The 24,601-nt window shown below is 69.6% G+C and carries 18 protein-coding genes and 1 pseudogene; 5 read left to right on the top strand and 14 right to left on the bottom strand.

Features of this window, described 5'->3' with window-relative positions:
- Window positions 1-189 precede the first annotated feature (189 nt).
- Window positions 190-4,830, top strand: a complete 4,641-nt coding sequence (locus tag UA75_RS25505; protein ID WP_075742418.1) for an RHS repeat-associated core domain-containing protein — start codon at window positions 190-192, stop codon at window positions 4,828-4,830.
- A gap of 343 nt (window positions 4,831-5,173) precedes the next feature.
- On the opposite strand, the gene UA75_RS33440 is transcribed toward UA75_RS25505, so the two are convergent.
- The gene (locus UA75_RS33440; RefSeq protein WP_157434436.1) at window positions 5,174-5,920 is read right to left on the bottom strand and encodes a GIY-YIG nuclease family protein; all 747 of its coding nucleotides are present in this window, start codon (window positions 5,918-5,920) and stop codon (window positions 5,174-5,176) included.
- Between the two features lie 146 nt (window positions 5,921-6,066).
- On the opposite strand from UA75_RS33440, the gene UA75_RS25510 reads away from it, so the two are divergent.
- A complete protein-coding gene (locus tag UA75_RS25510) occupies window positions 6,067-7,413 on the top strand; it encodes a DNA cytosine methyltransferase (protein ID WP_083683605.1) in 1,347 nt (448 codons plus the stop codon).
- 330 nt (window positions 7,414-7,743) lie between these two features.
- Here UA75_RS25510 and UA75_RS25515 read toward each other — a convergent pair whose 3' ends face one another.
- From UA75_RS25515 to UA75_RS25530, 4 genes are all read right to left on the bottom strand, one after another.
- Window positions 7,744-8,193: a very short patch repair endonuclease gene (locus UA75_RS25515; RefSeq protein ID WP_318533266.1), complete on the bottom strand. Its 450-nt coding sequence runs from the start codon at window positions 8,191-8,193 to the stop codon at window positions 7,744-7,746.
- A 180-nt stretch (window positions 8,194-8,373) separates the two neighbouring features.
- On the bottom strand, window positions 8,374-9,399 hold the full coding sequence (locus tag UA75_RS25520) for a 6-phosphofructokinase (RefSeq protein WP_075742420.1): 1,026 nt from the start codon (window positions 9,397-9,399) through the stop codon (window positions 8,374-8,376).
- A gap of 229 nt (window positions 9,400-9,628) precedes the next feature.
- Entirely contained in the window at window positions 9,629-10,153 is a 525-nt protein-coding gene (locus UA75_RS25525) for a polyadenylate-specific 3'-exoribonuclease AS (RefSeq protein WP_075742421.1), read from the bottom strand.
- A 446-nt stretch (window positions 10,154-10,599) separates the two neighbouring features.
- Entirely contained in the window at window positions 10,600-11,343 is a 744-nt protein-coding gene (locus UA75_RS25530; RefSeq protein WP_075742422.1) for a lysophospholipid acyltransferase family protein, read from the bottom strand.
- A 223-nt stretch (window positions 11,344-11,566) separates the two neighbouring features.
- Here UA75_RS25530 and UA75_RS25535 point away from each other — a divergent pair, with 223 nt between their 5' ends.
- Window positions 11,567-12,337, top strand: a complete 771-nt coding sequence (locus tag UA75_RS25535) for an alpha/beta hydrolase (protein WP_075744205.1) — start codon at window positions 11,567-11,569, stop codon at window positions 12,335-12,337.
- Complete coding sequence (locus UA75_RS25540) at window positions 12,334-12,828, top strand: hypothetical protein (protein WP_075742423.1); 495 nt, start codon at window positions 12,334-12,336, stop codon at window positions 12,826-12,828. Before UA75_RS25535 ends, UA75_RS25540 begins: the two co-directional genes overlap by 4 nt.
- 208 nt (window positions 12,829-13,036) lie before the next feature.
- Here UA75_RS25540 and UA75_RS25545 read toward each other — a convergent pair.
- From UA75_RS25545 to UA75_RS25570, 6 genes and pseudogenes are all read right to left on the bottom strand, one after another.
- A pseudogene (locus tag UA75_RS25545) lies at window positions 13,037-13,965 on the bottom strand (ROK family protein).
- Window positions 13,966-13,973: 8 nt separating this feature from the next.
- Entirely contained in the window at window positions 13,974-15,119 is a 1,146-nt protein-coding gene (locus UA75_RS25550; RefSeq protein ID WP_075742424.1) for a hypothetical protein, read from the bottom strand.
- 6 nt (window positions 15,120-15,125) lie between these two features.
- Window positions 15,126-16,325, bottom strand: coding sequence for an ArsA family ATPase (locus UA75_RS25555; RefSeq protein ID WP_075742425.1), 1,200 nt, complete (start codon window positions 16,323-16,325; stop codon window positions 15,126-15,128).
- A gap of 8 nt (window positions 16,326-16,333) precedes the next feature.
- On the bottom strand, window positions 16,334-16,798 hold the full coding sequence (locus tag UA75_RS25560; protein WP_075742426.1) for an SRPBCC family protein: 465 nt from the start codon (window positions 16,796-16,798) through the stop codon (window positions 16,334-16,336).
- A 150-nt stretch (window positions 16,799-16,948) separates the two neighbouring features.
- Entirely contained in the window at window positions 16,949-17,734 is a 786-nt protein-coding gene (locus UA75_RS25565; protein ID WP_075744206.1) for a metallophosphoesterase family protein, read from the bottom strand.
- Between the two features lie 86 nt (window positions 17,735-17,820).
- A complete protein-coding gene (locus tag UA75_RS25570) occupies window positions 17,821-18,219 on the bottom strand; it encodes a hypothetical protein (protein ID WP_075742427.1) in 399 nt (132 codons plus the stop codon).
- 106 nt (window positions 18,220-18,325) lie between these two features.
- Between UA75_RS25570 and UA75_RS25575 the strand changes: the two genes are divergently transcribed.
- Entirely contained in the window at window positions 18,326-20,137 is a 1,812-nt protein-coding gene (locus tag UA75_RS25575) for an AMP-dependent synthetase/ligase (RefSeq protein WP_075742428.1), read from the top strand.
- Window positions 20,138-20,440: 303 nt separating this feature from the next.
- On the opposite strand, the gene UA75_RS25580 is transcribed toward UA75_RS25575, so the two are convergent.
- The 3 genes from UA75_RS25580 to UA75_RS25590 form a co-directional block, all read right to left on the bottom strand.
- Window positions 20,441-21,577 carry a glycosyltransferase family 4 protein gene (locus tag UA75_RS25580; protein WP_075742429.1) on the bottom strand — a complete coding sequence of 379 codons (1,137 nt, stop codon included), beginning with the start codon at window positions 21,575-21,577 and terminating at the stop codon, window positions 20,441-20,443.
- A 194-nt stretch (window positions 21,578-21,771) separates the two neighbouring features.
- Window positions 21,772-23,223, bottom strand: coding sequence for a basic secretory protein-like protein (locus tag UA75_RS25585; protein WP_075742430.1), 1,452 nt, complete (start codon window positions 23,221-23,223; stop codon window positions 21,772-21,774).
- 263 nt (window positions 23,224-23,486) lie between these two features.
- Window positions 23,487-24,488, bottom strand: a complete 1,002-nt coding sequence (locus UA75_RS25590) for an NlpC/P60 family protein (protein ID WP_232237446.1) — start codon at window positions 24,486-24,488, stop codon at window positions 23,487-23,489.
- Window positions 24,489-24,601: the final 113 nt, after the last annotated feature.

Here is a 24,601-nt window from a genome sequence, read left to right on the forward strand (position 1 = left end):
GTAGCATCTTGCTACTGGCTGTCACTGCGATGCCGTGCCGGCCCGCCTCGTCTCGCGCTCTCCGGAGGTCCCGGCCTTGACGTCATCCGAGTTCAACCCGGTGCAGAGTCACGCGAGGGCTGCCGACGACGAGGTCACCCGTCGCCGTCTCGGCACGCTCGCGCAGGTGCGGGCCATGGAGCAGCCACGATGAGCAATCCGCTCGTGGCCGACGTGGTGGACTCGACGACGTCGACGTCCGGCCTGTCCCTGGTGGAGTCGGTCAACTCCACCAACACCGCCATTCAGAACGGCGACTGGCTCGAGGCAGGACTCGGCACCGCCGACCTCGTCATGTCCGCACTCGACCCCTTCGCCGCGATCATCTCCAACGGCGTCGGCTGGCTCATCGAACACGTCGGTCCGCTGTCCGACGCCCTGGACGCGCTGGCCGGGAACCCCGACGAGATCCGCTCCCACGCCGACACCTGGTCCAACGTCGCGGGCGAGGTCAACTCCGTCGCCACCGAACTCGGGAACCTCATCAAGACCGACGTCTCCACCTGGACGGGTGCGGCCGCCGACGCCTACCGGACTCGGGCCGCCGACACCGCCAACCTGATCCTCGCCGCCGGAGCAGCCGCAGGCGGCGCCGCCGACGGCATCCAGAAAGCAGGCGAGGTCGTCTCCGCCGTCCGCGATGCCGTCCGCGACATCATCGCCGACGTCGTCGGCTCCCTCGTCTCCTGGGCACTCCAAGTCCTGTTCACCCTCGGCATCGGACTGATCTGGGTCGTCCCCAAAGTCGTCGCCAAAGTCGCCCAGACCGCCGCGACCATCGCCCAGCTCACCACGAAACTCGTCGCCTCGATGTGCAGGCTCGCACCGCTGCTCAGGAAGCTCGGCGACGACTTCGCCTGCGCAGGCAAGGACCTCAAGCGCATCAGGACCGGTGAGAACCATGACGCCCGGAGCAGCGGGCATGCACCAGAGATCGGCACCAGCAGCAGCCGAGACTCGGGCGAGAGGTCTCATCCGGTGAAAGCCGAGCCGTCTGCGGGCAGTTCGGCGGCCAGGAGCGACGGCGCGGGCGACGGCACTCGTGGTCTCGCCGGCGACGCCCTGCCGTCGACGACCGAGCGCCCGGGCGCACCGGCGCTTCAGACCGAGGGCAACCGCCCGCAGAACCCGTTCGCGACCGGCACGGACGCCGACAACCGCAACTGTGTGACCGACCCGGTCGACGTCGGCACCGGCGAGGTCCTGCTCACCGAACTCGACCTGGAGCTGCCAGACCCGTTTCCGCTGCTGCTCATGCGCACGCACGTCTCCGGTTACCGGGCGGGCCGCCGGTTCGGCTCGAACTGGGCGGCCACCGTCGACCAGCGGCTGGAGGTCGACGACGAAGGCGTCTGCTTCCTGAGTGAGGACGGCATGATCCTCGTCTACCCACACCCGCGAGGGGACGCCCCGAGCGATCCAGTGGCAGGTCCACGCCACCCGCTGTCCCGGCGGCAGGACGGCAGTTACACCGTCGAGATGGCAGGCAGGACGCTGTGGTTCGGCACCCGCTCCCCTGGTGCTCCGGGAGTGGTCGAGCTGGATGCCGTCACCGGCTCCTCAGGCAGCCGGATCGACGTCGAACGCCGCGCCCAAGCCCTGGTGCTCACCCACTCCGCAGGCTACCGGGTCACCCTGCACATCACCCACGACCGCGTCACCGAGCTGCACGTGCTCGGCCGTGAGAACACCGCCGAGCCTGCCGACGTGCTCGTCCTGCGCTACGGCTACGACGACCGGGGCAGGCTGGCCGAGCTGATCAACTCCTCCGGGCTGGCCACCCGGTTCGACTATGACGATGCGGGCAGGCTCACCGGCTGGCGGGACCGTACCGGCACCCGGTATCGCTACGAGTACGACATCGAGGGGCGCTGTGTGCGCACCGTCGGCCCGGACGGCAGGCTGAGCAGCGCGTTCTCTTATGACGCCGACCGCCGCACCACCGCGTTCACCGACTCGCTCGGCGCGGTCACCGTCTACCAGCTCAACGAGCGATACCAGACGGTCCGGCAGACCGATCCGCTCGGCCACACCACGGTGTCCACCTGGGACTCGCGGCACCGGCTGCTCGCTCGCACCGATCCATTGGGCCACACCACCCGCTTCGAATACCGTTCCGACGGCTCCCCGAGCGTGGTCGTCCGGCCGGACGGCAGCCGAGTGGCGGTCCGGTGCGGCGCCGAACTGGACATCGAAGTGGTTCAGGACGGCAGGGTCTGGCGGCGCAGCTATGCGGGAGCCGACCGGCCGGACCCCTTCCTCACTCCGCTCGGCGTGTCCACCGCGATCGGGCTGCCGGCAGGCACGCCAGGCCCTGCCGCGGTGGGCGGCGGTGCCGGGGCGGGCGGCGCAGCCCCGGTGCCGCGCGACATGTTCGGGCGCCCGACGATGGTGCCGGACCCTGCGGGCACGCTGGCACAGGCAGGGTGGACCGTCGAGGGCAGGCTGGGTTGGCGAGCTGCCTCTGCAGGCCGCGAACAGTGGCGTTACGACCCGGAGGGCAACGAGGTCGAGTACCGCGACTCGGCGGGACACACTCGACGCAGGAGCTACGGCCCGTTCGGACTGCTGGTCGCCGAGATCGACCCCACCGGCGCGCGTACCGAGTACGTGCACGACACCGAGTCACGACTGATCGCGGTCACCAACGCACTCGGGCAGACCTGGCACTACGCCTACGACCCGGTCGGCAGGCTCATCGAGTCGGTCGACTTCGACGGCAGGCCCTCGCGATTCGACTACGACCCGGCAGGCAGGCTGGTCAGGACCGTCGTCGCCACCGGCGAGGCGGTGGAGTACCGGTATGACGTGCTCGGCAACGTGGTCGAACAGCACACCGCCGCAGGCATCACCACCTTCGGCTACGACCCGGTGGGCGAACTCGTGTTCGCGACCGCCCCCGGCACCGAACTCACCATCACCCGAGACGAGCGTGGCCGAGTCACCTCGCAGACCGTCAACGGCCGCACGGTCGCCTTCGACTACGACGAGACCGCCCGGGTCGTCCGCCGTCGCACACCATCCGGAATCCAGTGTCGAACGCGGTACGCCGAGGACGGCGAGCCGGTGGCGTTGGACGTCGACGGGCACCCCGTGAACTTCCGGGTGCTCGCCGCCGGAACGGTCCGGCCGGGCACCGGCCACCAGCTCGACGCCAACGGTCGAATCACCGAGGTCACCTCGCCCGACGACGTGGAGCGCTACCGGTACGACGCGCTGGGCAACCTCACCACCTCCCCGCTGGCCGGGCTGCACCGATACGCGGGCACCACACTGGTACAGGCCGGGGCCACCGGTTACCGGCACGACGCACTGGGCAGGCTGGTGCACCGAATCCAGCGTCTCCCGGCCGGCATGCGGGAATGGCACTACGTCTGGGGGCCGCAAGATCGCCTGCTCGGGGTGGCCACTCCCGACGGCACCCGCTGGCGGTATCACTACGACCCGCTCGGCCGCCGGATCGCCAAACAGCGCCTGGACTCCTCGGGGGCAGTGGCCGAGCTGGTCGAGTTCGTCTGGGACGGCCCGGTGCTCATCGAGGAGATCCGCACGGACAGCACAGGCAGCCGCACCACGACCTGGGCGCACGGCCCGACGGACGATCGTCCGCTGGCGCAGGTGGAGACCTCGGCGCAGGCGGGAGTACGGCGCTTCTTCACGATCCACACCGATCGGGTGGGCACGCCGGTCGAACTGCGCGACACCGGGGGCGCCACCGCCTGGCGCGCCCACCACACGCTGTGGGGTGCGCCCCTGGCAAACGCCCCTCGCTTCCCCGCCCACACCCCGCTGCGGTTTCCCGGGCAGTACCACGACCCCGAGAGCGGTTTGAACTACAACGTCTTCCGCTACTACGACCCGGTGACGGCGCGGTACATCAGCCAGGACCCGCTAGGGCTGGCGCCCTCGGTGAACCCGGTCGCCTACGTGCCCAACCCGCTCGTCGCCGCAGACCCGCTCGGCCTGACCTGCTCCTCGCCCACCACGAGCCGCTCTCCGACACCGGCGACCCCTGGCGCCGGGATCGCCCCGCAGCTGGTGACCAGCAGCGGATCGAGGGGGGTGAGCAAGAGCAGGTTCAACCACCCCGACCACGCGATCTCCGCCCCGGATCTGGACCAGGCCGCGAAGGACTATCTGAACAGCAGCGACAAGAAGCGCGCATCCGAGGCGATGGGAGAACAAGGCGCTCTGACCTACCTTCGAGAGCGCACGGGGCAGAAGATCGATGGTCTGCACACGGCCACCGCCGCCACCCCGCACGATCTGCCCACCAACCCGGGACAGGCCTGGTCGCACGCGGTTCGGTTCGACAAGGGGGGTTCGGGTGTCACCGACGTAGCCCACTGGGACGGCAGGACGCTGCACGTGATCGAGGCCAAGGGAGGGACCTCGGCGCTGAACACCAGGGAACAGGCCTTCTTCCACAAGGACATCACTGGTGAGGACGCGCACAGGTTCCTGACCGAGAGCCAGGCCGCGAAACCCGCGTGGCAGCGAATGTCGAGTTCGTCCGAGATCGACGCCGTCAAGAACCAGGACTACACGGCGGGCGACCCGATCCCTGCAGTGTTCAAGGACCGCAACACCGGTGCCGCACCGAATCTGATGCAGGGCGGATCGGGCTACCTGACCGATGTCGCGCACGCCATGAAGAACTCATCGCTCACCGACGGCCGCAATCTGCTGGGCGAACAGATCCTGCAGCACCAGAACTCGAGGACCATCGACTACGTCCCGGTGCGGACACAGGTCTCCGACGGGGGGAGCCCGACCGTGACGGCGGGTTAGGGACGCGCTAGGGCAGAGATAGGTGCCGGGTATGCCGTATGGCGGTGAACGAGATTCCGAGGGTTTTTCAGGACGGCCAGCCCTCGGAATCTCGCGCCTCCGCCTGGCTGGGGTGCGCATCTCTCCGGACTAGGGCGGAAAACTTGCCTTAATCAAGAGTGCCGATCAGACACCTACGGACCGGGTTTAGTCTAGACGAACGAATACACTCTCCCCCAAGCAGATCCATATACAGGATATGAGCTGAATCGCTCCGTCGACGACCGTAGACCGATCTTCGCGGACCCGACCTGCAGAATTTATCAGACCTCGCCCGACGTGGAATCGGAAGCCACTTCGACGGTCACGAACGCAGGATTCGCTGAGCATCCGGGACCCCCTGAATCTTCTGATACAGAATCACGTACCCGTGAAGGACCGTGAGCTGCCAACCAGGAGGGAGGACGTCAATTATCGCCTCGAACACATCCTCAGCCGATGCATCGGAGCGAATAGACACAATCTCCCCATAGGGGCCACCTAGCACGTCAGTAGATTTAATCCGAGCGCTCTCATATCGAAACACGTAAGGAAGATGCGCCTTCAACTCGACCAGCAGGTCAGCCAATGCCAGACCACCAGAAAGCTCACCACAAGGCCAGTCTAAACGCACCGGGTACTTCGCATCAAAGCTTTCGACGTTCAGTCGAGTCGTGTCCCGCTCTTTCCCAGGGTCATTGGATCCAAATCCTCCGCTATTCCAGGATGCTCGACCCGCCTCGCGGTTTCGATTAATAAGCATGGTTTCCGGAGTCACCACGGGAAGATCGGACTCGACATAAAGACAAGTGAACGACACATCGTCCAGGAAGATACCTCTTCTTCCCGACAATTTGCGCCGATGCTTCTCCAACCGCGAGGGAAGAGAATTGGCCTTGCCCACATAAACGACCTCGCCATGATGACGCAGCTGATATACACCTGCGCGAGGATCTAGAGCGTCTACGTGTTCAGACGTCAACGGAGCTGGCTCTAGCTGCTCGATCGACTCCAGCAGTTGGTCCCCCAAAGCTTTCATAATGCTGAGACGAAACTCGGCACTGTTCGCCATCCCCAACGTCCTCTCCATCACCCCTGGTCCACCGGGAGCCTACCGCCCATGACCCGCATCACACCACCGCGTGAACCACGCAACTCGAACTGGTGTTCTAGCCACCGCCGCCTTCCGCTGAGCAGTCCCCGCGGTAGGGTTCGGCCATGACCAGGATGGCAGCTTCCCGCCAACAGGGCAGGTCACGCCCTACGCCGACGGAAATCGGCACCAGCATTGAGCTATTCACTGGCGGTGGGGGACTCGCGCAGGCCATGCACAACGCCGGCTTCCGACACCTCCTCTGCAACGAGTCCGCGAAGCGCGCATGCGAGACCCTCCGGGAGAACGGAGCCATCGACTGGTCGACGGGGCTCAACCAAGACCGATCGATCAACGACTCATGGCCGCTGATCGAAGGAGACATCCGCGAACTCGTCGACGGGGGACGGTTTGAGAAGAGCGTCTTCAAGAATTTGGAGGGGAAGGTGGACGTCGTAGCGGGAGGGCCACCGTGCCAACCCTTCAGCCTCGGCGGGGTCCACAAAGGCGACGAAGACGCTCGAAACATGTTCCCTGAGCTGTTTCGAGTTGTTCGCGAGACAAGACCGAAGGCGATTGTCTGCGAGAATGTCCGAGGACTACTTCGCCCAAGCTTCAATGACTATTTCAAGTACATCTTGAATGAGCTTCGCGCCCCATTCGAAGAACGAGATGACTCAGAAGAATGGTCAGACCACAACGGCAGACTGCTTGACATACTAAAACACGATCCCAGCGACCCGTCGGAGCGCTATTCGGTCTACCCAATCACAGTCAACGCCGCAGACTACGGCGTCCCACAGGTTCGAAACCGAATCATTATCGTCGCATTTCGCAATGACCTGGCGGTCGACTGGAAGACGCCTATATCGACCCATTCAGAAGCGAGCTTGTGGGAAGATCAGGACCCGGAATCTGGAGGATATTGGGACAGGCACGGTACTTCGCCAAGCACCCATCATCTGGAGAGGTTCCGCCGGCCGAGCAGTCTGGACTTGGAGGAAGCAAGGACCCGGCTGCCATGGCGAACTCTTCGTGACGCATTGAGCTACGCACCGGAAGACCTGGCGGGGACACTGGAGGGTATTCAGCCACACCCGCTGCCGGAGATTGCCCCCGGAGAAAGCCACCCGCACTTCTTCCACCACATCGGCTGGCCCGGGGCACGGATATATAAGGGCCACACGCCAAATCTTCTAGACCGTCCCGCGAAGACCGTGAAAGCAGGAGTGCATGGCGTTCCCGGTGGGGAGAATGTGCTACTCAAGGACGATGGAACCCACCGGTACATGACCGTCCGCGAAGTGGCTCGGGCAATGACCTTTCCGGATCAATGGCTTCTATCTGGGCCTCGAACTGAACAAATGCGACAGTTGGGCAATGCCGTTCCTGTACGACTTGGGGAGGTATTCGCCCGTGCTGTGGCCGAAGCGCTGTACCCCATGACTGCGATGCGCGCGGCCGTCTCGTGAGCGGTGACTCGGGCTGGCGCGGCGCCCCGCAGTCAGAGGACGCCTGGCGACCGGCTCCCGACCAGTCCCCGGTCGAACGGGCATTGGAACAGGATCTCGCCGCACGTGGCAGGCACGTGCGGGTGATCAAGCTGCCTGATGGGCGGACGACACGTGGGTCAATCGAACTGAAACAGAGTGGGAGACGTGTCTATGCCTACCTACGCTTTTACACCGAAGGACGAACTCACTGTCGATACGTCGGCCGAGTCGATGGTGAGACTCGGCAGGAGAACCTCGCAGCAGCCTGGCACATCGTGATGAGAAAAAGTCTGCTCGTCTGGAATGGCTTCACTGGCAACGAATCCCGCGCCGAGACGTGACTGCCGCCTCAACCCGATCGGCGGCGGCAATTGGGTTCTCGTGCTCCCATATTCGGATCACCAGCCATCCCGCCTCCGTCAGCAATACGTCCGTCTCCCGATCTCGGCGCTGATTCGCAGCGATCTTGTCCGACCAGAACTGAGAGTTCCGTCGCGAGGGCCGGTGATGATCAGGGCACCCATGCCAGAAACAACCGTCCACCATCACCGAGAGCCGAGCAGGCCCGAAGACGATGTCCGCCCGCCGGCGGAGTGCTGGCACCGGCCTGCGGTCGACCCTATAACGCAGCCCTCGTCGATGCAGCTCGGTGCGTAACCGTAGTTCTGGAGTCGTGTCGCGGCTGCGTACCTGCTTCATACGAGCACTCACGACCGGGTCGACGTCCGCCATCCCCTTAGTCGTAACGTCGGCTCTCATACGACCGAGCCTAGTTGTGGCGGCCGACGGTCCTCGTACAGCCTCCAGTGTGAACGGGCTCAACCGACGACCGCGTTCTGCAGGCCGATTGCGAGCCAATGGGCCCCCGATCCCACCGTCTCGGCGCGTCTCGGCGGGCGGGGGTGAGCCCACGTCGCCGGACGCGCCAAGTGGGGTGGATCAGCCGAAGAAGACCTCGGCCTCGGCGTACCGCGAGGCCGGGACGGTCTTGAGTTCGGCGGTGGCCTCGGCCAGCTTGACCCGGACGATGTCGGTGCCGCGCAGGGCGACCATCACGCCGAAGTCGGAGTCGTGCACCGCGTCGATGGCGTGCAGGCCGAAGCGGGTGGCCAGCACCCGGTCGTAGGCCGTCGGGGTGCCGCCGCGCTGGACGTGGCCGAGGACGACCGCCCGCGACTCCTTGCCGGTCCTGGTGGCGATCTCCTCCGCCAGCCAGTTGCCGACGCCGCCGAGGCGGACGTGGCCGAACGCGTCCTTCTCGCCGTGGCTGAGCACGGCCTCGCCGCCCTTGGGCACCGCGCCCTCGGCGACGACGATGATCGGGGCGTACTCCCGCTCGAAGCGCCGCTCGACCCAGCCGACGACCTGGTCGATGTCGAACTCGCGCTCCGGGGTCAGGATCACGTTCGCGCCACCGGCCAGGCCGGAGTGCAGCGCGATCCAGCCCGCGTGACGGCCCATGACCTCCACGACCAGCGCGCGGTGGTGGGACTCCGCCGTGGTCCGCAGTCGGTCGATGGCCTCGGTGGCGATGTGGACCGCCGTGTCGAAGCCGAAGGTGTAGTCGGTGGCGTTGAGGTCGTTGTCGATCGTCTTCGGGACGCCGACGACGCCGATGCCGTCGTCGGTCAGCCGCTTCGCCACGCCGAGGGTGTCCTCGCCGCCGATCGCGACCAGCGCGTCGACACCCTGGTCGGCCAACGTCGCGCGGATGGCGTCGACACCGCCCTCGACCTTGTACGGGTTGGTCCTGGAGGAGCCCAGGATGGTCCCGCCCCTGGTGAGGATGTCCTCCACCTGGTCGAGCCCGAGCGGCTTGGTCAGTCCCTCGATCGGGCCTCTCCAACCGTTGCGGAACCCGACGAATTCGTGCCCGTAGACCTCGACGCCCTTGCGGACCACCGCACGGATGACCGCGTTCAGACCCGGACAGTCGCCGCCGCCGGTGAGCACACCGATGCGCATCTTCTCGTCTCGCCTCCTGTGTCAGCCTCGCCGGTCGGACCGACCGGCCTCGCCGTGCCCGACCGTTCTCCGACCTACCGGCAGCGCCACGCCCGAGCGTCCGCAGTGAAGAACAGGGGCGCCGTGAGCCTGCCACGAACTGGATCGGTGCAGCAATGGGGGTGGACCATCCGACCCCGCATCGACATGATCGACGCCTGCGGCCAGGCCGGATTCGTCGGCCGTCGATCTAGTGGGACGGCGATGCCGAAGAGCCCGCCGCGGCGTTGCGCTCCTCCCAGTGTCGCTGGATGACGCGCCAGCGGGCCAGATTGTGGCGGGCGTCGGCCAGCGCGTCGTGCGCGTCCAACGGGGCGGGCGGCAGGGTGGGTCTACCGACGTCCTCCCAGCGCTGTCGCAGTTCGCGGGTGAACCGGGGCACGGGGCGCGGCAGCGCGGGCATGGCACCCCAGAGCTGGGCGAGTGCGACGTGGTCGTAGGCGGCGAACCACGCCCACAACTCGATGTCCTCCCCCGGCTCGCGCAGGTACTCCAGCAGGTTCCGGCGGATCGCATCGCGGCTCTGCCAGGCCCGGTCCGCAGGCGGGGGAAGCTTGGGCAGTACGTTGCGCCGCACCCACTGGCCTGCCCTGTCCGGGTCGAACTCGGTGGACACCGCATAGAACTCGCGGCCCTGCTCGTCGACTGCCCCGATCGAGACCAGCTCGATCGTCGTGCCGTCCTCGATGAACTCGCAGTCGTAGAAGTAACGCACCGAACCACCCTAAGGGTCGGCGTCGTCCGGGCGAGGCGCGCGCCTGCCGTGCCGCCGTGATTCGCGCGGAGAAGAGCAAGATCGCGCCCGGCGGTGGACGAGGTCCACGAACGGCTCCTCGGGCCGTGCAGACGGTGTGGGCCCGGAGTGAGGCCTCGTCCCCATCCCGTCCCGCATGCCGAAGGGCCTCGCCGTCCGAGTGGATGCGGGAGGCCCCTTCCGTGGCCAGCGCGGGCCGGTCAGCGCGGAAGTGCGGCGTCCCGCCCGGTGGTGCCCGCCCGCAGCCGATCGACCCCGCCGAGGCGCGGCGTCACGCGCGGCATCGGATCACGGCCACCTCGCACGGGGCAGGCGACCGGTGGGTTGCGGGATGGCTCCGGGCGGCACTCCGCCAGGGACGCGGTTCGCGTTCGGGGCGGTCGGGTCGCCGAGACCTGGGCTGCCGGTCAGCCCGCCTTGGACTCCGGAAGCCGATCGCCCGTCTGCCGGGTCTTCGTCGCGGCGTCGACCTCGCCGGAGAGCTCGGCCTTGGCCTTGGTGGCGTAGACGTCGACGTACTCCTGGCCGGACAGCTCCATCAGGGCGTACATGATCTCGTCGGTGATCGATCGCTCGACGAACCGGTCACCGGCCAGACCCTCGTAGCGGGAGAAGTCCAGCGGCTTCCCGACGACGATCCTGATCGGGTAGGGCCGCCACATCTTGGAGCCGATCGGGTTGGCCTTGTCCGTGCCGAAGACCACCACGGGGATCACCGGGACCTCCGACTCCAGCGCCATGCGCGCCACACCCGTCTTGCCCTTGTACAGCCTGCCGTCCGGGGAGCGGGTGCCCTCGGGGTAGATGCCGAGCAGCCTGCCCTCCTTGAGCAGTCGCACGGCCGTGTTCATCGTCGCCTGCGCCGCCGAGCCGCCGGAGCGATCGATGGGCACCTGCCCGATCGAGGTGAAGAACAGCTTCTTCAGCCGTCCCTTGATCCCCTTGCCGGTGAAGTACTCCCGCTTGGCGAGGAAGGTCACCCGCCGAGGGATCTTCAACGGCATGAAGAAGGAATCGGCCACCGCCACGTGGTTACCCGCGAGGATCGCCCCGCCTTGCTGCGGAATGTTTTCGGCACCCTCGATCCGAGGCCGAAAGAACAACCGCATTAGGGGTCCCAAGAAGATGTGCTTCATCAACCAGTAGACCACTGACCGCGCGCCTCCCTAACGACCACCGCTCGGCGGACCAGCCTGCGGGCATCGCCGACCAAGAGTACGGACCACACCACCGGTCGCACAACGTGAGCGTCTGTGATAGCGGCGAGACTCGACCGTCCGTCAGGCGGGCTTTCCTCCCGCAGGTCCGGTGAGCGTGGCACGATGGCGCTGCCGCTTCTCTGCGGTGTCGATCACGGATGCGAGGGAGGCGACGGTGCCCGTGATGGCCGGTGCCGAGCCGTTCAGTCACGACGCCTCCGGTGAGATCGGTGTCCTGCTCTGCCATGGCTTCACAGGGTCGCCGCAGAGCATGCGGCCCTGGGCGCGACATCTCGCCGAGGCCGGGTTCAGCGTGCGATCGCCGCTGCTCCCGGGCCATGGAACACACTGGCGTGAGCTGAACCGAACTCGCTGGCAGGACTGGTACGACTGTGATGCCGATGCGTTCGACGAGCTGCGCTCCCGCTGCGACTCGGTCTTCGTCTTCGGCCAGTCGATGGGCGGGACGCTCGCGTTGCGACTCGCCCAGCAACGCGGCGCCCAGGTCGCCGGGGTGATGTTGGTCAACCCGTCGGTGATGTCCTTGCGCAAGGGGATCGCCGCGCTGCCGGTGCTGTCCAGGGTGTGGCCTTCGCTACCCGGCATCGCCGGGGGCATCGCCAAGCCGGATGTGGCGGAGATCGCCTACGACCGCCTCCCGCTCCGGGCGATGGCGAGTCTGGCGCAGCTGTGGCGGCTGGTCCGAGCCGACCTGCCGGTGGTCACTGCGCCCATGGTGCTGTGCACCTCGCCAGCCGACCCGGTCGTGGAGCCGGTGAACTCGCAGATCATCGCCGACGGCGTTCGCAGCGCGGACCTCGTGCAGATGCCGCTGCCCGACAGCTCCCACGTCGCGACGCTCGATCATGACGCCCCGCAGATCTTCGCGCGCAGTGTCGAGTTCGTGAGACGAGTGGCCGACGAACGAGCCGGGAGCCGGTCATGACACGCGGCATGGGCAGCGCAGACGGGCCCGAGGACATCGACGCCGCGTTCGCCGAGATCGTGGCGGGCCTGAAGCGCGAGTCGGATGCGGTGCCGAGCTGGCCGCAGGACGAGCAGGCCGATGCGGAGCGCGGCGGCCAGCGCGCTCGCCGAGCCGAGCGCGAGGAGCGTCCCGCCCGCGAGAAGCACGTCGAGCCGGAACCCGCGCCCGAGCCCACCCCGCCGCCGGTCGAGCCGGTCCCGGACGAGGGCCACTTCGAGCCGCCGGAGCCGCCGCCGCTGCCTCGGCTGCGACGAAGCACCATCGGTGCGCTGGTGATGTTCGCGGTGGGTCTGATCCTGCTCGTCGTCCCCGGCGTGATCGGCCTCACCAGACAGGTCGGCCTGCCCCTCGGCCTGCTGATCATCAGCGGCGGAGTGGGCTGGCTGGTGTATCGCATGCGGCAGGGGCCGCCGCCGGACTCCGGTTGGCACGACGGGGCACAGATCTAGTCGGCGGGACGGACCAGGGGTCCCCGCCGGGAGTGCCGCCGAAAGGGCTTCAGATCGGACTCTCCGCGCCGAGCGTCCCGAGGCAGGGGATCTCAACGCGGACGGCTTCGACGCGGGCCGACCCGAGCGACAGGCGCCGCAGTGGAGCCCCAGCCGCCGAGAGCCCGGCCTCGTGGGCATCGGCCGTCGGTGTCTTTCGAGGCCGCCGCTAGCCCGTCTGCTCGACGTGGTCCCTGGCCAGCTCGGCGGCGCCGACGATGCCCGCGAGATCACCCAGTTCCCCGAGCTGAATCCGCGCGGCAGGGCGGAATCCCGCGCCGGTCATCGCCTCGGCGTGCCGGGCCCTGGCCCGGTCGAGGAACAGTTCGGCCGAGGCCGACACCCCGCCGCCCAACACGATGACCTCCGGGTCGTAGACGTCGGAGACCAGCGCCAGGCCGCTGCCCAGCCAGTGGGCGAACTCGGCCATCGCCGCCAGCGCGATCTCGTCGCCGTCCCGCGCCGCCTCGGCCACCCGCTGCCCGGTGAGCCGGGCGGGATCGTCGGCGATCTCGGTCAGGGTCGAGACGACGTCGGCCCGTTCAGCCAGCAGTTCGCGGGCCCTGGTCGCCAACGCCGTGCCGCTCGTGTAGCGCTCCCAGCAGCCCGACTTCCCGCACGGACAGGGCCGCCCTTCCGGCACGACGATGAGATGGCCGAGTTCCGGCGCGACGCCGAACGATCCGCGAAACAGCTGCCCGTCGATCAACAGGGCGGCGCCGATGCCCGTGCCGATCGCCACGAGCACCGCGACGCCCACCCCGCGCGCCGCGCCGAAGCGATGCTCGCCCAGCGCCGCCGCATTGACATCGTGTTCCAACACGACCGGCAGGCCGGTCCGTCGCGAGATCCGCTCGGCGCCCGCCGCCAGGCGAGGTGGGGTGCGAACCGCACCGAGGCACGATCGTCGCTGACGAAACCCGCGACGGCGAGTCCGACCGAGGCCACCTCGTGATCACGCATCAGCCGGTGGACGGTGTCCACCACGGCGTCGTCGAGCCGCTTCTCCTCGGCAGGCGTCCCGGTGCGCTCGATGCGCAGCACCGTGCCGTGCTCGTCGACCACTCCGGCTCGGACGCTCGTGCCGCCGACGTCCATGCCGATCGTCAGCAACGGTGCGTCCGCTCGACGCCGATGCGCTGCACGCGCTCCGACTCCTCAGCCGGCACCTGCCCCGGCCGCGCCGAGGCCGCCGTCGACTGGACGGTCCGTTCTCGGCGGGTCGACTGCGGCTGATCAGGATCGTCTCGGTCGGCGGGGGCCTGCCGGTCGACCCTGATGGGGCGAACTCTCGACGAACTCGGCTGTGCCGTCGAGGTCGGGTCCGCTCCGGCGGCGGCGGTGGACCGGCCGAAAGCCGCAAAGGCAGCGGCGACTCGATCCACGACGGCCAGGTCGTCGCGCGGAGCGCTGTCGTCGGCACCGCTGCGGGCAGCGACCGGACTACCGCTGGCGGAGGCGGCATCGCCGCCGTCCCGAGCAGCGGCGTCCCCACCGCCGCAGGCACCGGACTCGGCAGGCCGGGGCCGGTCGTCGTCATCGGGTTCGGCGCGGTCCGCCGCCGATCCGGCGGGCTCGGACGCACCAGAGGTCTGGCCGTTCGACTCGGCGGACGTCGGCCCGTTCGACTCGGCACCGGCGGCCGGTTCGTGCACCATCGCGCGCACGGCGTCGAGCAGGCTCATCGCCTGCTCGGCGAGCCGGAGGCCGAGTTCGGGGCGCTCGCCCCGGAACAGTCCGATCGCGGCGCACAACGGACACCAGCCGCAACTGTTCGACGGAGCCTCCGCCGCGCCCCCGACCCGCGAGCCGTCGCCTGCCGGGGTGCCCGGAGCAGCGGCTTCATCCTCGGCCGTCGGTCGGGCGGAGTCCTCGCTCGCCGCCCCGGCGAACCCGGAGTGTCCGGCTGCCCGGCCCTCGTCCGTCGACGCCGCTCGGCGGGCATCCCGGTCCGACGCAGGTGCCTCGGCAGCGTTCCGTTCTCCGTGGTGCGCGGGCGCGCCGTGATCGACTGCGCCACCGTGATCCGCCGCCCCACGGTGAGCAGCGCCCCCGTGGTGATCGGCCCCGTGGTGATCGGCCCCGTGATGATCGGTCCCGGCGCTCGGCTCGTCCGCCGCCGCCCTGGCGCGCAGGGCGAGCAGCACCGGCTGGGCGCGATCGTGCAGCAGCTCCAGAGTTCGACGCAGTTCGGTCCCGAGGTCGCGAGCAGCGTCGCCTGCCCGCCCCGACGAGCCCCCCGGCTCAGTCACGGTCGATCACCGCATCCACAGTGCCGGGTCGGGCTGGAAACGGACGGTCACGCCGTCGTCGTCCGCGCTGGCGCCGGAGACGACACAGCGGCGCAGCACCGAGGGCAGGGCGACGAGCCGCCTGCGGCCGTCCACGGTCACCACCAGCTCGTCACCTGCCCTGGCCAGGTCGAGACGATCCTCGGCAGACAGGGGCAGCGCGATGGTCAGCAGGTACTCGCCGTCCGGCGTGGCGGGTCGCCGCACCGACAGCAGCGGACGGTCGGGCGCCCTGCGCAGCGGGTCGCGCTCGCCGTAGAGGTCGTCGGCGACGACCAGCAGCGCCGAGGCGCCCACCGGCTCCCCGGCCCGATGCCCTGCGGTCCAGACGGGCACGGCGGTCTCCCGCCGCACCTCGTCCAGCACGGCCTGCTGCTCGGCTCGGCGGGTCCGCAGCCAGTCGGCTGCCACGCCGCGATCCGCACCAGGATCGGGTACCAGCCGGTTGACCAGCAGGGCGTCCACCGCGATGCCCTGGAGGGTGAGCGCGGTGACCGTGCGTCGGGTCTCGGCGGCGACGACGCGCTCCGGCGTCAAGACCAGCCGGACGCCGGTCACGTCGCGGTCGGTGAGCAGGGCCCGCAGGCCCTCCAGCCTGCCCGCGAGATCGCCGAGCCCGCTCGCGAGGGCATCCCACTTGTCGAGGCTGCCGCCCGCGAGGGTGCCCAGCAGTCCGCGCACCGCGCGGCGATGTGCGGGGAAGAGTCGTTCGAGATAGCCGGCCAGTGCCTCCGGCAGGGCCAGCAGTCGCAGCGTCTCCGCGGTGGGGCCGCAGTCGACGATCACCGTCTCCCAGGGGCCCGCCTGCGCGATCCTGGCGACCTCGGTGAGCGCGAGCAGCTCCTCGATGCCGGGAAGCACGGTCAGCTCCTCGGCGTCCAGCTCGTCGAGGCCCGCCCCGGCGAGCATCGTCCGCAGGTGATCGCGCAGCGTCCGCCACGCCTGATCGACGAGTCCCCTGGTCTCGATGTGCCCCGCGAACAGCCCGGAGTCCACCTCCACCGGCTCGTCGCCGAGGGCGAGGCCGAACGCGTCGCCCAGCGAGTGCGCCGGATCGGTGGAGACGACCAGGGTCTTGACCCCGTCCCGAGCCAGCCGGGCGGCGGTCGCGGCGGCCAGGGTGGTCTTGCCGACCCCGCCCTTGCCGGTGAACAGCAGCAGGCGCACGTTCTCGTCTACTCCGGTCGAGCCGGCGAGGAACCGCCCTCGACCCGACGCTTGAGCTCCTTCAGCGCCGTGTCCATCACGACCTTCTCCGCCTTGCGCTTGAAGAGGCCGATCATCGGGATGGTCAGGTCGACCGACAGCGTGTAGGTCACCGTCGTCGGGCCGTCCGGGCCCTTCGGGTCGAGCCGGTAGCTGCCGCGCTGCGCCTTCTGCATCTGGCCCTCCACGAGGACCCAGCTCACCGAGAGGCCGTCGGCGGCCCATTCATAGGCCAGCGCGTACTTGTCCTTGAGGACGCCCGCGTCCAGGGAGAACCGGACCTGGCGGGCCCGTCCGTCGTCGTCCTCGGCGAGGACCTCCGTGCTCTTGAGATTGCCCGCCCACTCGGGGTAGGCCGTGAAATCCGCGATGACCCCCATGATGCGGTTGGCGGGTGCATCGATCACGAGGGACTGGGTGGACTCGTCGGCCATGTCAGGCAGGCTACCGTGTCGTAAGTCCCCGCCGGTGACGATGCTCCGTGTCCAGGGCCCCCCGTCGGTGACCATGCTCCGTGTCCAGGGCCCCCGTCGGTGACCATGCTCCGGGGTCGGGGCCCAGTGGGTGACGATGCTCGTGGCGGCTCACCACTGGAGCACGTACGGGACCCCGGTCTGCTGGAAGTGACCGACGTTGACGCATTCCGTGCCGTCGACACGCATTCGCGGGGCCAGCGGCTGATGGACGTGTCCGAAGACCGACCAACGCGGCCGATGCTCCCGCAGTGCCCGCCGAATCCCGTCCGAGCCGAGTTCACTGTGCCGGGCGACGACGTCGTAACAGAGTTCCGGCACCGACGGCGGGATGTGGGTGCAGAGGAGGTCGACCGCGCCCAGCCCGGCGATCGCGGCGTCGAAGTCCGCCGCCGACCGCAGGTACGGCTTCCACGGCGAGCCGGGACGGGCTCGGACGCCCGGCGGGAAGAGCGCGCCGCCGACGAAGCCGACGCGCATCCCGTCGAGTTCGACCGTCTGACCGTCGAGCACCGTCACGTTCGGCCCGGCGAACTCCGACCACAGTTCGGGATTGTCGACGTTTCCCGGCGTCGCGAACGTCGGGACGGTCATGGCGGCGAAGAGCCGGGCGTACTGCTCGCGGACGGCGGCGTCGACCTTGGCCGCCGCGTCGTCCAGGCCTGCCCACAGCGAGCGGATGTAGGCGCCAGCCTCACCGGTCGGCGAGCGGCGCAGCTCGCCGAAGCGCGCCACCCGCTCGGCGCCGAACAGGGCGCCGAAGATTCCGTTCCCGGGTTCCAGATAGTCGACGAAGTCGAGCAGGTCGCCGAGGACGATGAGGGCGTCGGCCCCTTCGCCGGCCTTGGCCAGACCCTCGACGTTGCCGTGCACGTCGGACACCACATGAACCCGCACTCGGCCGAACCTACCGGTCGCCGGGGCCGGTGCGGAGTCCAACGGGCCTGCGGTGCTCCGTGATCGGCGCGCGGCGGCGACGTCGGTCAGGGCTGCACGGGCGGTCCGCCCGGCACCCGCCCCGCCTCCAGCCTGCACTTGAGGTCGAGGGCGGCCCGGCGACCGACGACACGCCAGCGGCGGGCCAGTCGGCCGAGCGCGACCACGCCGGGCGAACGCGGCCTGCCGTCCGGGCCGAGCGGGTCGGCTCGGAGGTAGTAGTGCAGGACGGTCCCGTCGAGCACCGGTTCCAGCCAGATCTCCATGGTGCCGTGCACTGGTCCGCTCACCGTCCAGCAGCGGCCCTTGATGCCTCGGTCGGCGTAGACCCGAAGGTTCAGCTCCGGCCAGTACCGCGCAGCGAACGCGGGGTCGGCCACCTCGGCGGAGACGACGCGCGGCGGCACCGCGAGGAAGGTGTCGTCGGCGAGATCCAACACGTGCATGACCCACGAGCCTGCCAGTGCCGGGCGGTCAGACGACACCGGGCCTGTTCCCCCGACGGGTGGTTGGTTAGGTTGCTGTCCGTGACAGTCTCACCAGGAGGTACCGGTGCGTGAGTTCAGTGTCCCCGCCTCCACCACGGTCTCCGCCGAGGAGAACCTCACCGACATGGTGTGGGCCAACGCGGATCGCTTCGCGGGCACCGTCAGCTTCCGCCGCCGGGTGGAGGGCACCTGGATCGACGTGACGGCGGCCGACTTCGCCGCGCAGGTCATGTCGGTGGCGAAGGGACTGATCGCGGCCGGTTTAGAGCCGGGTGACCGGATCGCGTTGATGTCACGCACCCGCTACGAATGGAGTCTGCTGGACTTCGCGATCTGGGCGGCGGGCGCGGTCAGCGTCCCGATCTACGAGACGTCCTCCGCCGACCAGGTCGAATGGCTGCTCGCGGACTCGCAGGCCAAGGCGGTGATCGTGGAGGACGCCGATCACCGGCGCCGCGTCGACGCCGTGGTCGACCTGCTGCCCGAGGTCCGCCACGTCTGGCAGATCGAGGGGCCCGACGGACAGACCGGCGCGGCGGGGGCGGTGGACGAGCTGACCGCGTTGGGCGGTGCGATCCCCAACGCGCGGGTTCGGGCCCGCAGCCGCGCCGTCGGCGCCGACGACCTCGCGACGCTGATCTACACCTCGGGGACCACCGGCCGCGCCAAGGGCTGCGAGCTGACCCACCGGAATCTCCTCGCCGAGGTCCGCGCCGACATCACCGCCTACCCGAAACTGTTGGAGCCGGGGAACTCGGTGTTGATGTTCCTGCCGATGGCGCACGTACTCGCCAGGGCGATCGCGATCTGCGCCGTGTACGCCAGGACCACGCTCGGCCACACCAGCCAGATCGCGAGCCTGGTCAGCGACCTGGGCACCTTCCGGCCGACGTTCGTGCTGACCGTGCCCCGCGTCTTCGAGAAGGTCCATGCGAAGGCCAGGGCCCAGGCCCACGACAGTGGTCGAGGCAGCGTGTTCGACGCGGCCGAGAAGACCGCGATCGCCTACAGCAGGGCGCGCGAGGCGAGCGGCCCCTCGATCGGGCTGCGCGTGCGACACGCGATGTTCGACCGGCTGGTGTACCGACGACTGCGCGCCGCGCTCGGCGGGCGCTGTGTGGCGGCCGTCTCCGGCGGTGCGCCGCTGAGCGAGCGGCTGACGCACTTCTTCCGGGGCGTGGGCATCCCCGTCCTCGAAGGCTACGGACTGACCGAGACCACTGCCGCCGCCTGCGTGAACACCCTGGACGCCGCGCGAATCGGCACGGTGGGCAGGCCGGTGGCGGGCACGACGGTACGCATCGCCGACGACGGCGAGGTGCTGATCAAGGGGGAGATCGTCACCCGCGGCTACTGGAACGACGCGGCGGCCACGGCGCAGGCCATGCCCGACGGCTGGTTCCACACCGGCGACCTCGGCGAACTTGATTCGGCAGGCTTCCTACGGATCACCGGCCGCAAGAAGGAGATCATCGTGACGGCGGGCGGCAAGAACGTCGCACCCGCCGCGCTGGAGGATCGGGTCCGGGAGCATCCGCTGGTCAGCCACTGCATGCTGGTCGGCGACCGACGCCCGTTCATCGGCGCGCTGATCACGCTGGACGACGAGGCGCTGGCAGGCTGGCGGGCCCGTCGGGGACTCGGCAACGCGAGTTCCGCCGCTCGTGCCGACGATCCTGACCTGCTCCGCGAGCTGCAGCGGGCCGTGGACGCGGCGAACGAGTCCGTGTCCACGACGGAGTCGATCAAGCGATTCCGGGTGCTCGACGAGGACTTCACCGAGGCAGGCGGCGATCTGACGCCCAGCTTGAAGCTGCGCAGGAACGTCATCGTTCAGAGCCGCGCCGTGGACATCGAGTCGATCTACCAGACCTGAACACGATCCGAGGGCGAGCCTCGATCTGCGGGGGACGGGCGTCGCGGGGGTCCGCCCCCCGTAACAGCACAGTAGGAAACGAAGAAGGGCTCTTTCTCGATCGGGCCGGAGCGCAGTCCGTCCAGTCCGGGGCGCGGCGCCGCAGGCGGAGACGGGCGCCGGGCCGAACGCGATCGGTGTCCCCCGCACGGTCGAAGTCCCCGGCAGACGATTATCCTGCCGCGGTGCCGCCGGTGATCGAATCCTGCGCCTGCGCAGACCCCGGAGATCGGCGTCGCCGGGAGATCCGGTGCCTGCCGAGGCTCAGCCGTCGAGCAGCCGCGCCAGCCGCGTGGCGAGGTCGGTCCAGCGCCAGTGTCGGGAGACCCAGTCGCGGCCTGCCCTGCCGATCGCCGCAGCCCGCTCCGGATCGGCGAGCAGCCCGCCCACCTGATCGGCGACGGCCGCGACGTCCGTCCCGTCGACGACTGAGCCGGTGACGCCGTCCAGGACGGTCTCCGGTGCGCCGCCCGACCGGCCTGCCACCACCGGCAGCCCGGTCGCCGAGGCCTCCAGGAAGACGATGCCGAGTCCCTCGACGTCGAGGCCGCCGCCCCTGGTCCGGCAGGGCATCGCGAAGACGTCTCCGGCGGCGTAGTGCGCGGGCAGCTCCTCCCACGGCACCGAGCCGGTGAGGATCACATGGCCCGCCACCCCTCGGTCCAGCGCCAGCTTGTGCAGCCGATCGCGGTACGGGCCGCCGCCGACGATCAACAGCGCCGCGTCGGGCACCTGCCGACGGATCTGCGGCAAGGCCCGGATCAACATGTCCTGGCCCTTGCGCGGCACGAGCCGGGAGACGCAGACCACCACCGGGCGGTCGCCGAGCCCGTGTCGACGCCGGATGTCGACTCTGGCGGCGGGATCGGGTCGGAAGGTCTGCGTGTCCACCCCGGAGGGCAGGTGCTCCAGCACCGCACCGGGGCCGAAGGCCGAGGAGAACCGTCCTCGGGTGTACCGACTGACGAAGGTCACGACGTCGGACGACGCGCCGATCCGCCGCAGCGCCGACCGCGCACCGGGCAGCATCGACCAGCCGACCTCGTGGCCGTGCGTGCTGGCCACCACTCGCCGCGCGCCCGCCTCCCGCAGCCACGGACCGAGCAGCGCCAGCGGGGCCGCCGCACCGAACCACACCGTGTCGCACTTCCCGGCGCGCAGGACGTCGCGGGCCCGGCTCAGGACATCGCCGGTCGGCAGCATCAGGCTCGTCGGGTGCCGCACCACCTCGAAGGGCTGGGCCGCGTCGAAGTCGACATGCGAACCGGCCCGCCCCTCCCAGGAGGGCGCGTAGACGGTCAGCTCCTGCGCGGGCAGCCTGGTCGCGAAGGCGTGCAGATACGCCTGGATGCCGCCGGGACGCGGCGGGAAGTCGTTGGTCACCAAGAGGGTCCGACGCACCGGACCGAGACTAATGCGCGTCGGCCCGTAGTCCTCGGTGGGGCGGCGATCTCGAGAGTGGTGAGCGCGTCCGCGCCCCTGGCCGTGCATCGATGAAGCCGACCGGTCCGCGCTGGCAGACCCCGCTCTCGACGACGGCCGAGGCCGCGCGGCGGCTTTCGACGTCCCGCCCGGCGGCGGACACCATGTCCGCCTCAGCCGAACTCGTCCGCCAGCATGCTCCGCCAGTCGGCGAGCAGCGCCGTCCGGCCGAGCCCGAACTCGGACCGCAGCACGCGGTCGACGTCGTCCTCGGCCCACTCGCCCTGGATCGCCAGCCGCCGGTACAGGTTGACCACCCTGGTCTCGCCGTAGCGGGTGGCGAGGAAGTCGAGCAACGACCACGAGGTCTGATAGGCGAGGTCGAGCCGCCTGCCGCCCTCGTGGAACTCGCCGTCTGCGGGGAGCGCAGGCACCGCGAGCGGCGGCGTCGGGGGCGGCTGCCCGGTCCCCGGCGCCGATCCCTCCACGTCGGCGGCAGGCGAGCCCGAGATCAGCTCGTGCAGGTCGGGGGCGATCTGTCGGGGAGACAGCCCGCTGTCCCGGTAGCCGACGTAGTCGGCGAAGCCCTCCAGGAGCCACATCGGCGCTCCGGGGGCGGTCTGGCCCCTGGCCGCGACGTGGGTGACCTCGTGGCGCAGCACGACGCGCAGCGCCGTGTCGGACAGCCGGGCCGCCGACGTCGGATTCACCACGACGCGCTGCCCGGTGGCCCGGCCGGTGGCGGTGTCGACGGTGTCGGCGACCGCGAGGGCCGCGATGTCCTCCAGCGAGAAGACGTGACCGGCCTGCGCGTGGAACTCCTCGCTGGAGGCAGGCAGCAGCACGGCGGCCTGGCGGGACCAGTCCGTGCCCCAGACCTCGCTGACCGACCGGACGGCGTCGTCGAGTTCGTCGGCCACCCTGCGCGTCAACGCCGCGTTCTCCGGATGGCCGAGCACCAGACCGGAGCGGACCCGAAGCACCAGGCACGGGCCGTAAGACCAGGGGCCGCGCCAGGTCCGGCGGCCCTGCGACTCCAGGCCGGTGTCGGAGTTGACGTACCACTGTGCGCCGCGCCGAACGAAGAGGAACGCCATCGGCTTCCCGGTGCTCTCCTCGTCGACCCCGGCCAGGGCGTACCGCAGCTCCACCTCGGGCGCGGCGACCGCGTCCGGCCCGGAACGGACGGCGGGCGGCGGCGGCATCAGCGCGGCCGGGCGGACGAGCCGATAACTCCACTCGGCCAACGGGACGTCGGCCAGATTGGCGAACATCTCCCGTTCGGACCGCCGGAACTCGGGGTCCGCCGCCGGGTCCACCGTGGCCAGGAACGCCTGTTCGTCGCGGTCCAGCACCGCTCTGGCCCGTCGATCCAGCAGCCGGGCGACGGCTTCGTCGTCCGCCGTCAGATTCGCCGCGTCGGCGGCGGAGCCGGACGGCTCGCCCGTCATCGAACGCGATCGGAAGGGCAGCGGCGGGGGCGAGGCCGTCACGCTCGCCGCTTCCGCACGGCCGTCGAGCCGGTGGTCGTCGAGCCGATCGGCCCTAGGCAGCGTAATGAGGGCCAGCGCCGTCACCAGCACAGCGGTGATCGCGGCTGCCGCCCAACTGCGGGACCGCGACATCCCCGACACGATTCAGGATCTTAGAGCCTGCCTCGGATCGCCGCGCCTGTTGCGGCGAGGGTCACCTGACGCGACGCGGGCCCGCCGGGTCGACGACGGGCGATGGCGGGCGGGCGGCGGGCGACGGCAGGCGCAGGCGGCAGGCGCAGCAGGCACGAAGGCGGGACGCCGTCCCCACACGACAGAACGGCCTGGCTCACCGATGATCTTCCGGTGAGCCAGGCCGTCGAAGGTCTAGCCGTGCCTGTCTGTCGATCTGGTCTTCAGGCCACGCGTCGCATCGCAACGATCGGGCTGTTGGAGCCCCGGTCGATCGGAACGACCTTCACGTTCTGCCCGGTGGTCGGGGCGTGCACGACGTTGCCGTTGCCGACGTACATGCCGATGTGGTGCACCGACGGGTTTCCGTAGGCGATCAGGTCGCCGGGAGCCAGCTGGGCGCGGGAGACCGCGGTCCCGGTGGATGCCTGGGCGGCGCTGTTCCTGGGCAGCGACACGCCGACCTGGTTGTAGGCCCACTGCATCAGGCCGGAGCAGTCGAAGGTGCCGGGGCCGGTGGCCCCGTACACGTAGGGCATTCCGACCCGTGTGAGCGCGGCCTGCACCGCTGCGGAGCCGGTGCCGGTGCCGGGGGGCACCTGGTAGTCCGTCTCACCCTCGTCCGCGCCGGAGCCCTGGTCGTACTCGGCCTGCTCCTCTGCGGTGAGGTCGTCGATGTGCGCCTGGACCTCGGCGATCTGCGCGTCCATCTCGGTCCTGCGCTCATCGATCTCGGTGCGCAGTTCCTCGGCCTCGGCGGCCGCCTCGGCCGCTGCGGTCTCCGCCTCGGATGCCGATGCCTCGGCCTCCTCGGCCTGCCGGACCACGGCGGTCAGCCGATCGAGCGACTCGGCGTTCCCGCTGGCGAGCACGTCCAGCGCGGAGAGCTGGTCGAGGAAGGCCTGCGGGTCCTCGGCGACCAGTAGTGCGGAGAGCTTGTTGAATCGAGCGCCCTGATACGAGGCGTTGGCGAGCTCGTCCACGTTGCCGCGGAACAGCTCCTCATCCCCTCGTGCCTGCTCTGCCGACTCCTGGGACTGCTCGAAGGCGGCGGTCGCCTCCTCCAGCTCCGCCTCTCGGGCGGCCAGGTCGTCGTTGGCGCGGTGCCATTCCTCGGTCAGCCGCACGGCCTCGTGATCGAGTTCTTCGAGCTGAGCCACCGCGTCTGATTTGTTGTCGGGAAGTTCCTGGGCCATCACCGGCGCGGGGACGAGGCTGACTGCCATAGCCACCACGGTCGCCGCCAGTGCCCCACGCATCGTTCTTCTCATTCGATGCGACGCCACGTCGTGAGCAACTCCTTCGTACTTCTCGAACCGCCTACCGGACGGTCGATCAA

Source organism: Actinoalloteichus sp. GBA129-24 (assembly GCF_001941645.1).
Taxonomy (GTDB): Bacteria; Actinomycetota; Actinomycetes; order Mycobacteriales; family Pseudonocardiaceae; genus Actinoalloteichus_A; species Actinoalloteichus_A fjordicus.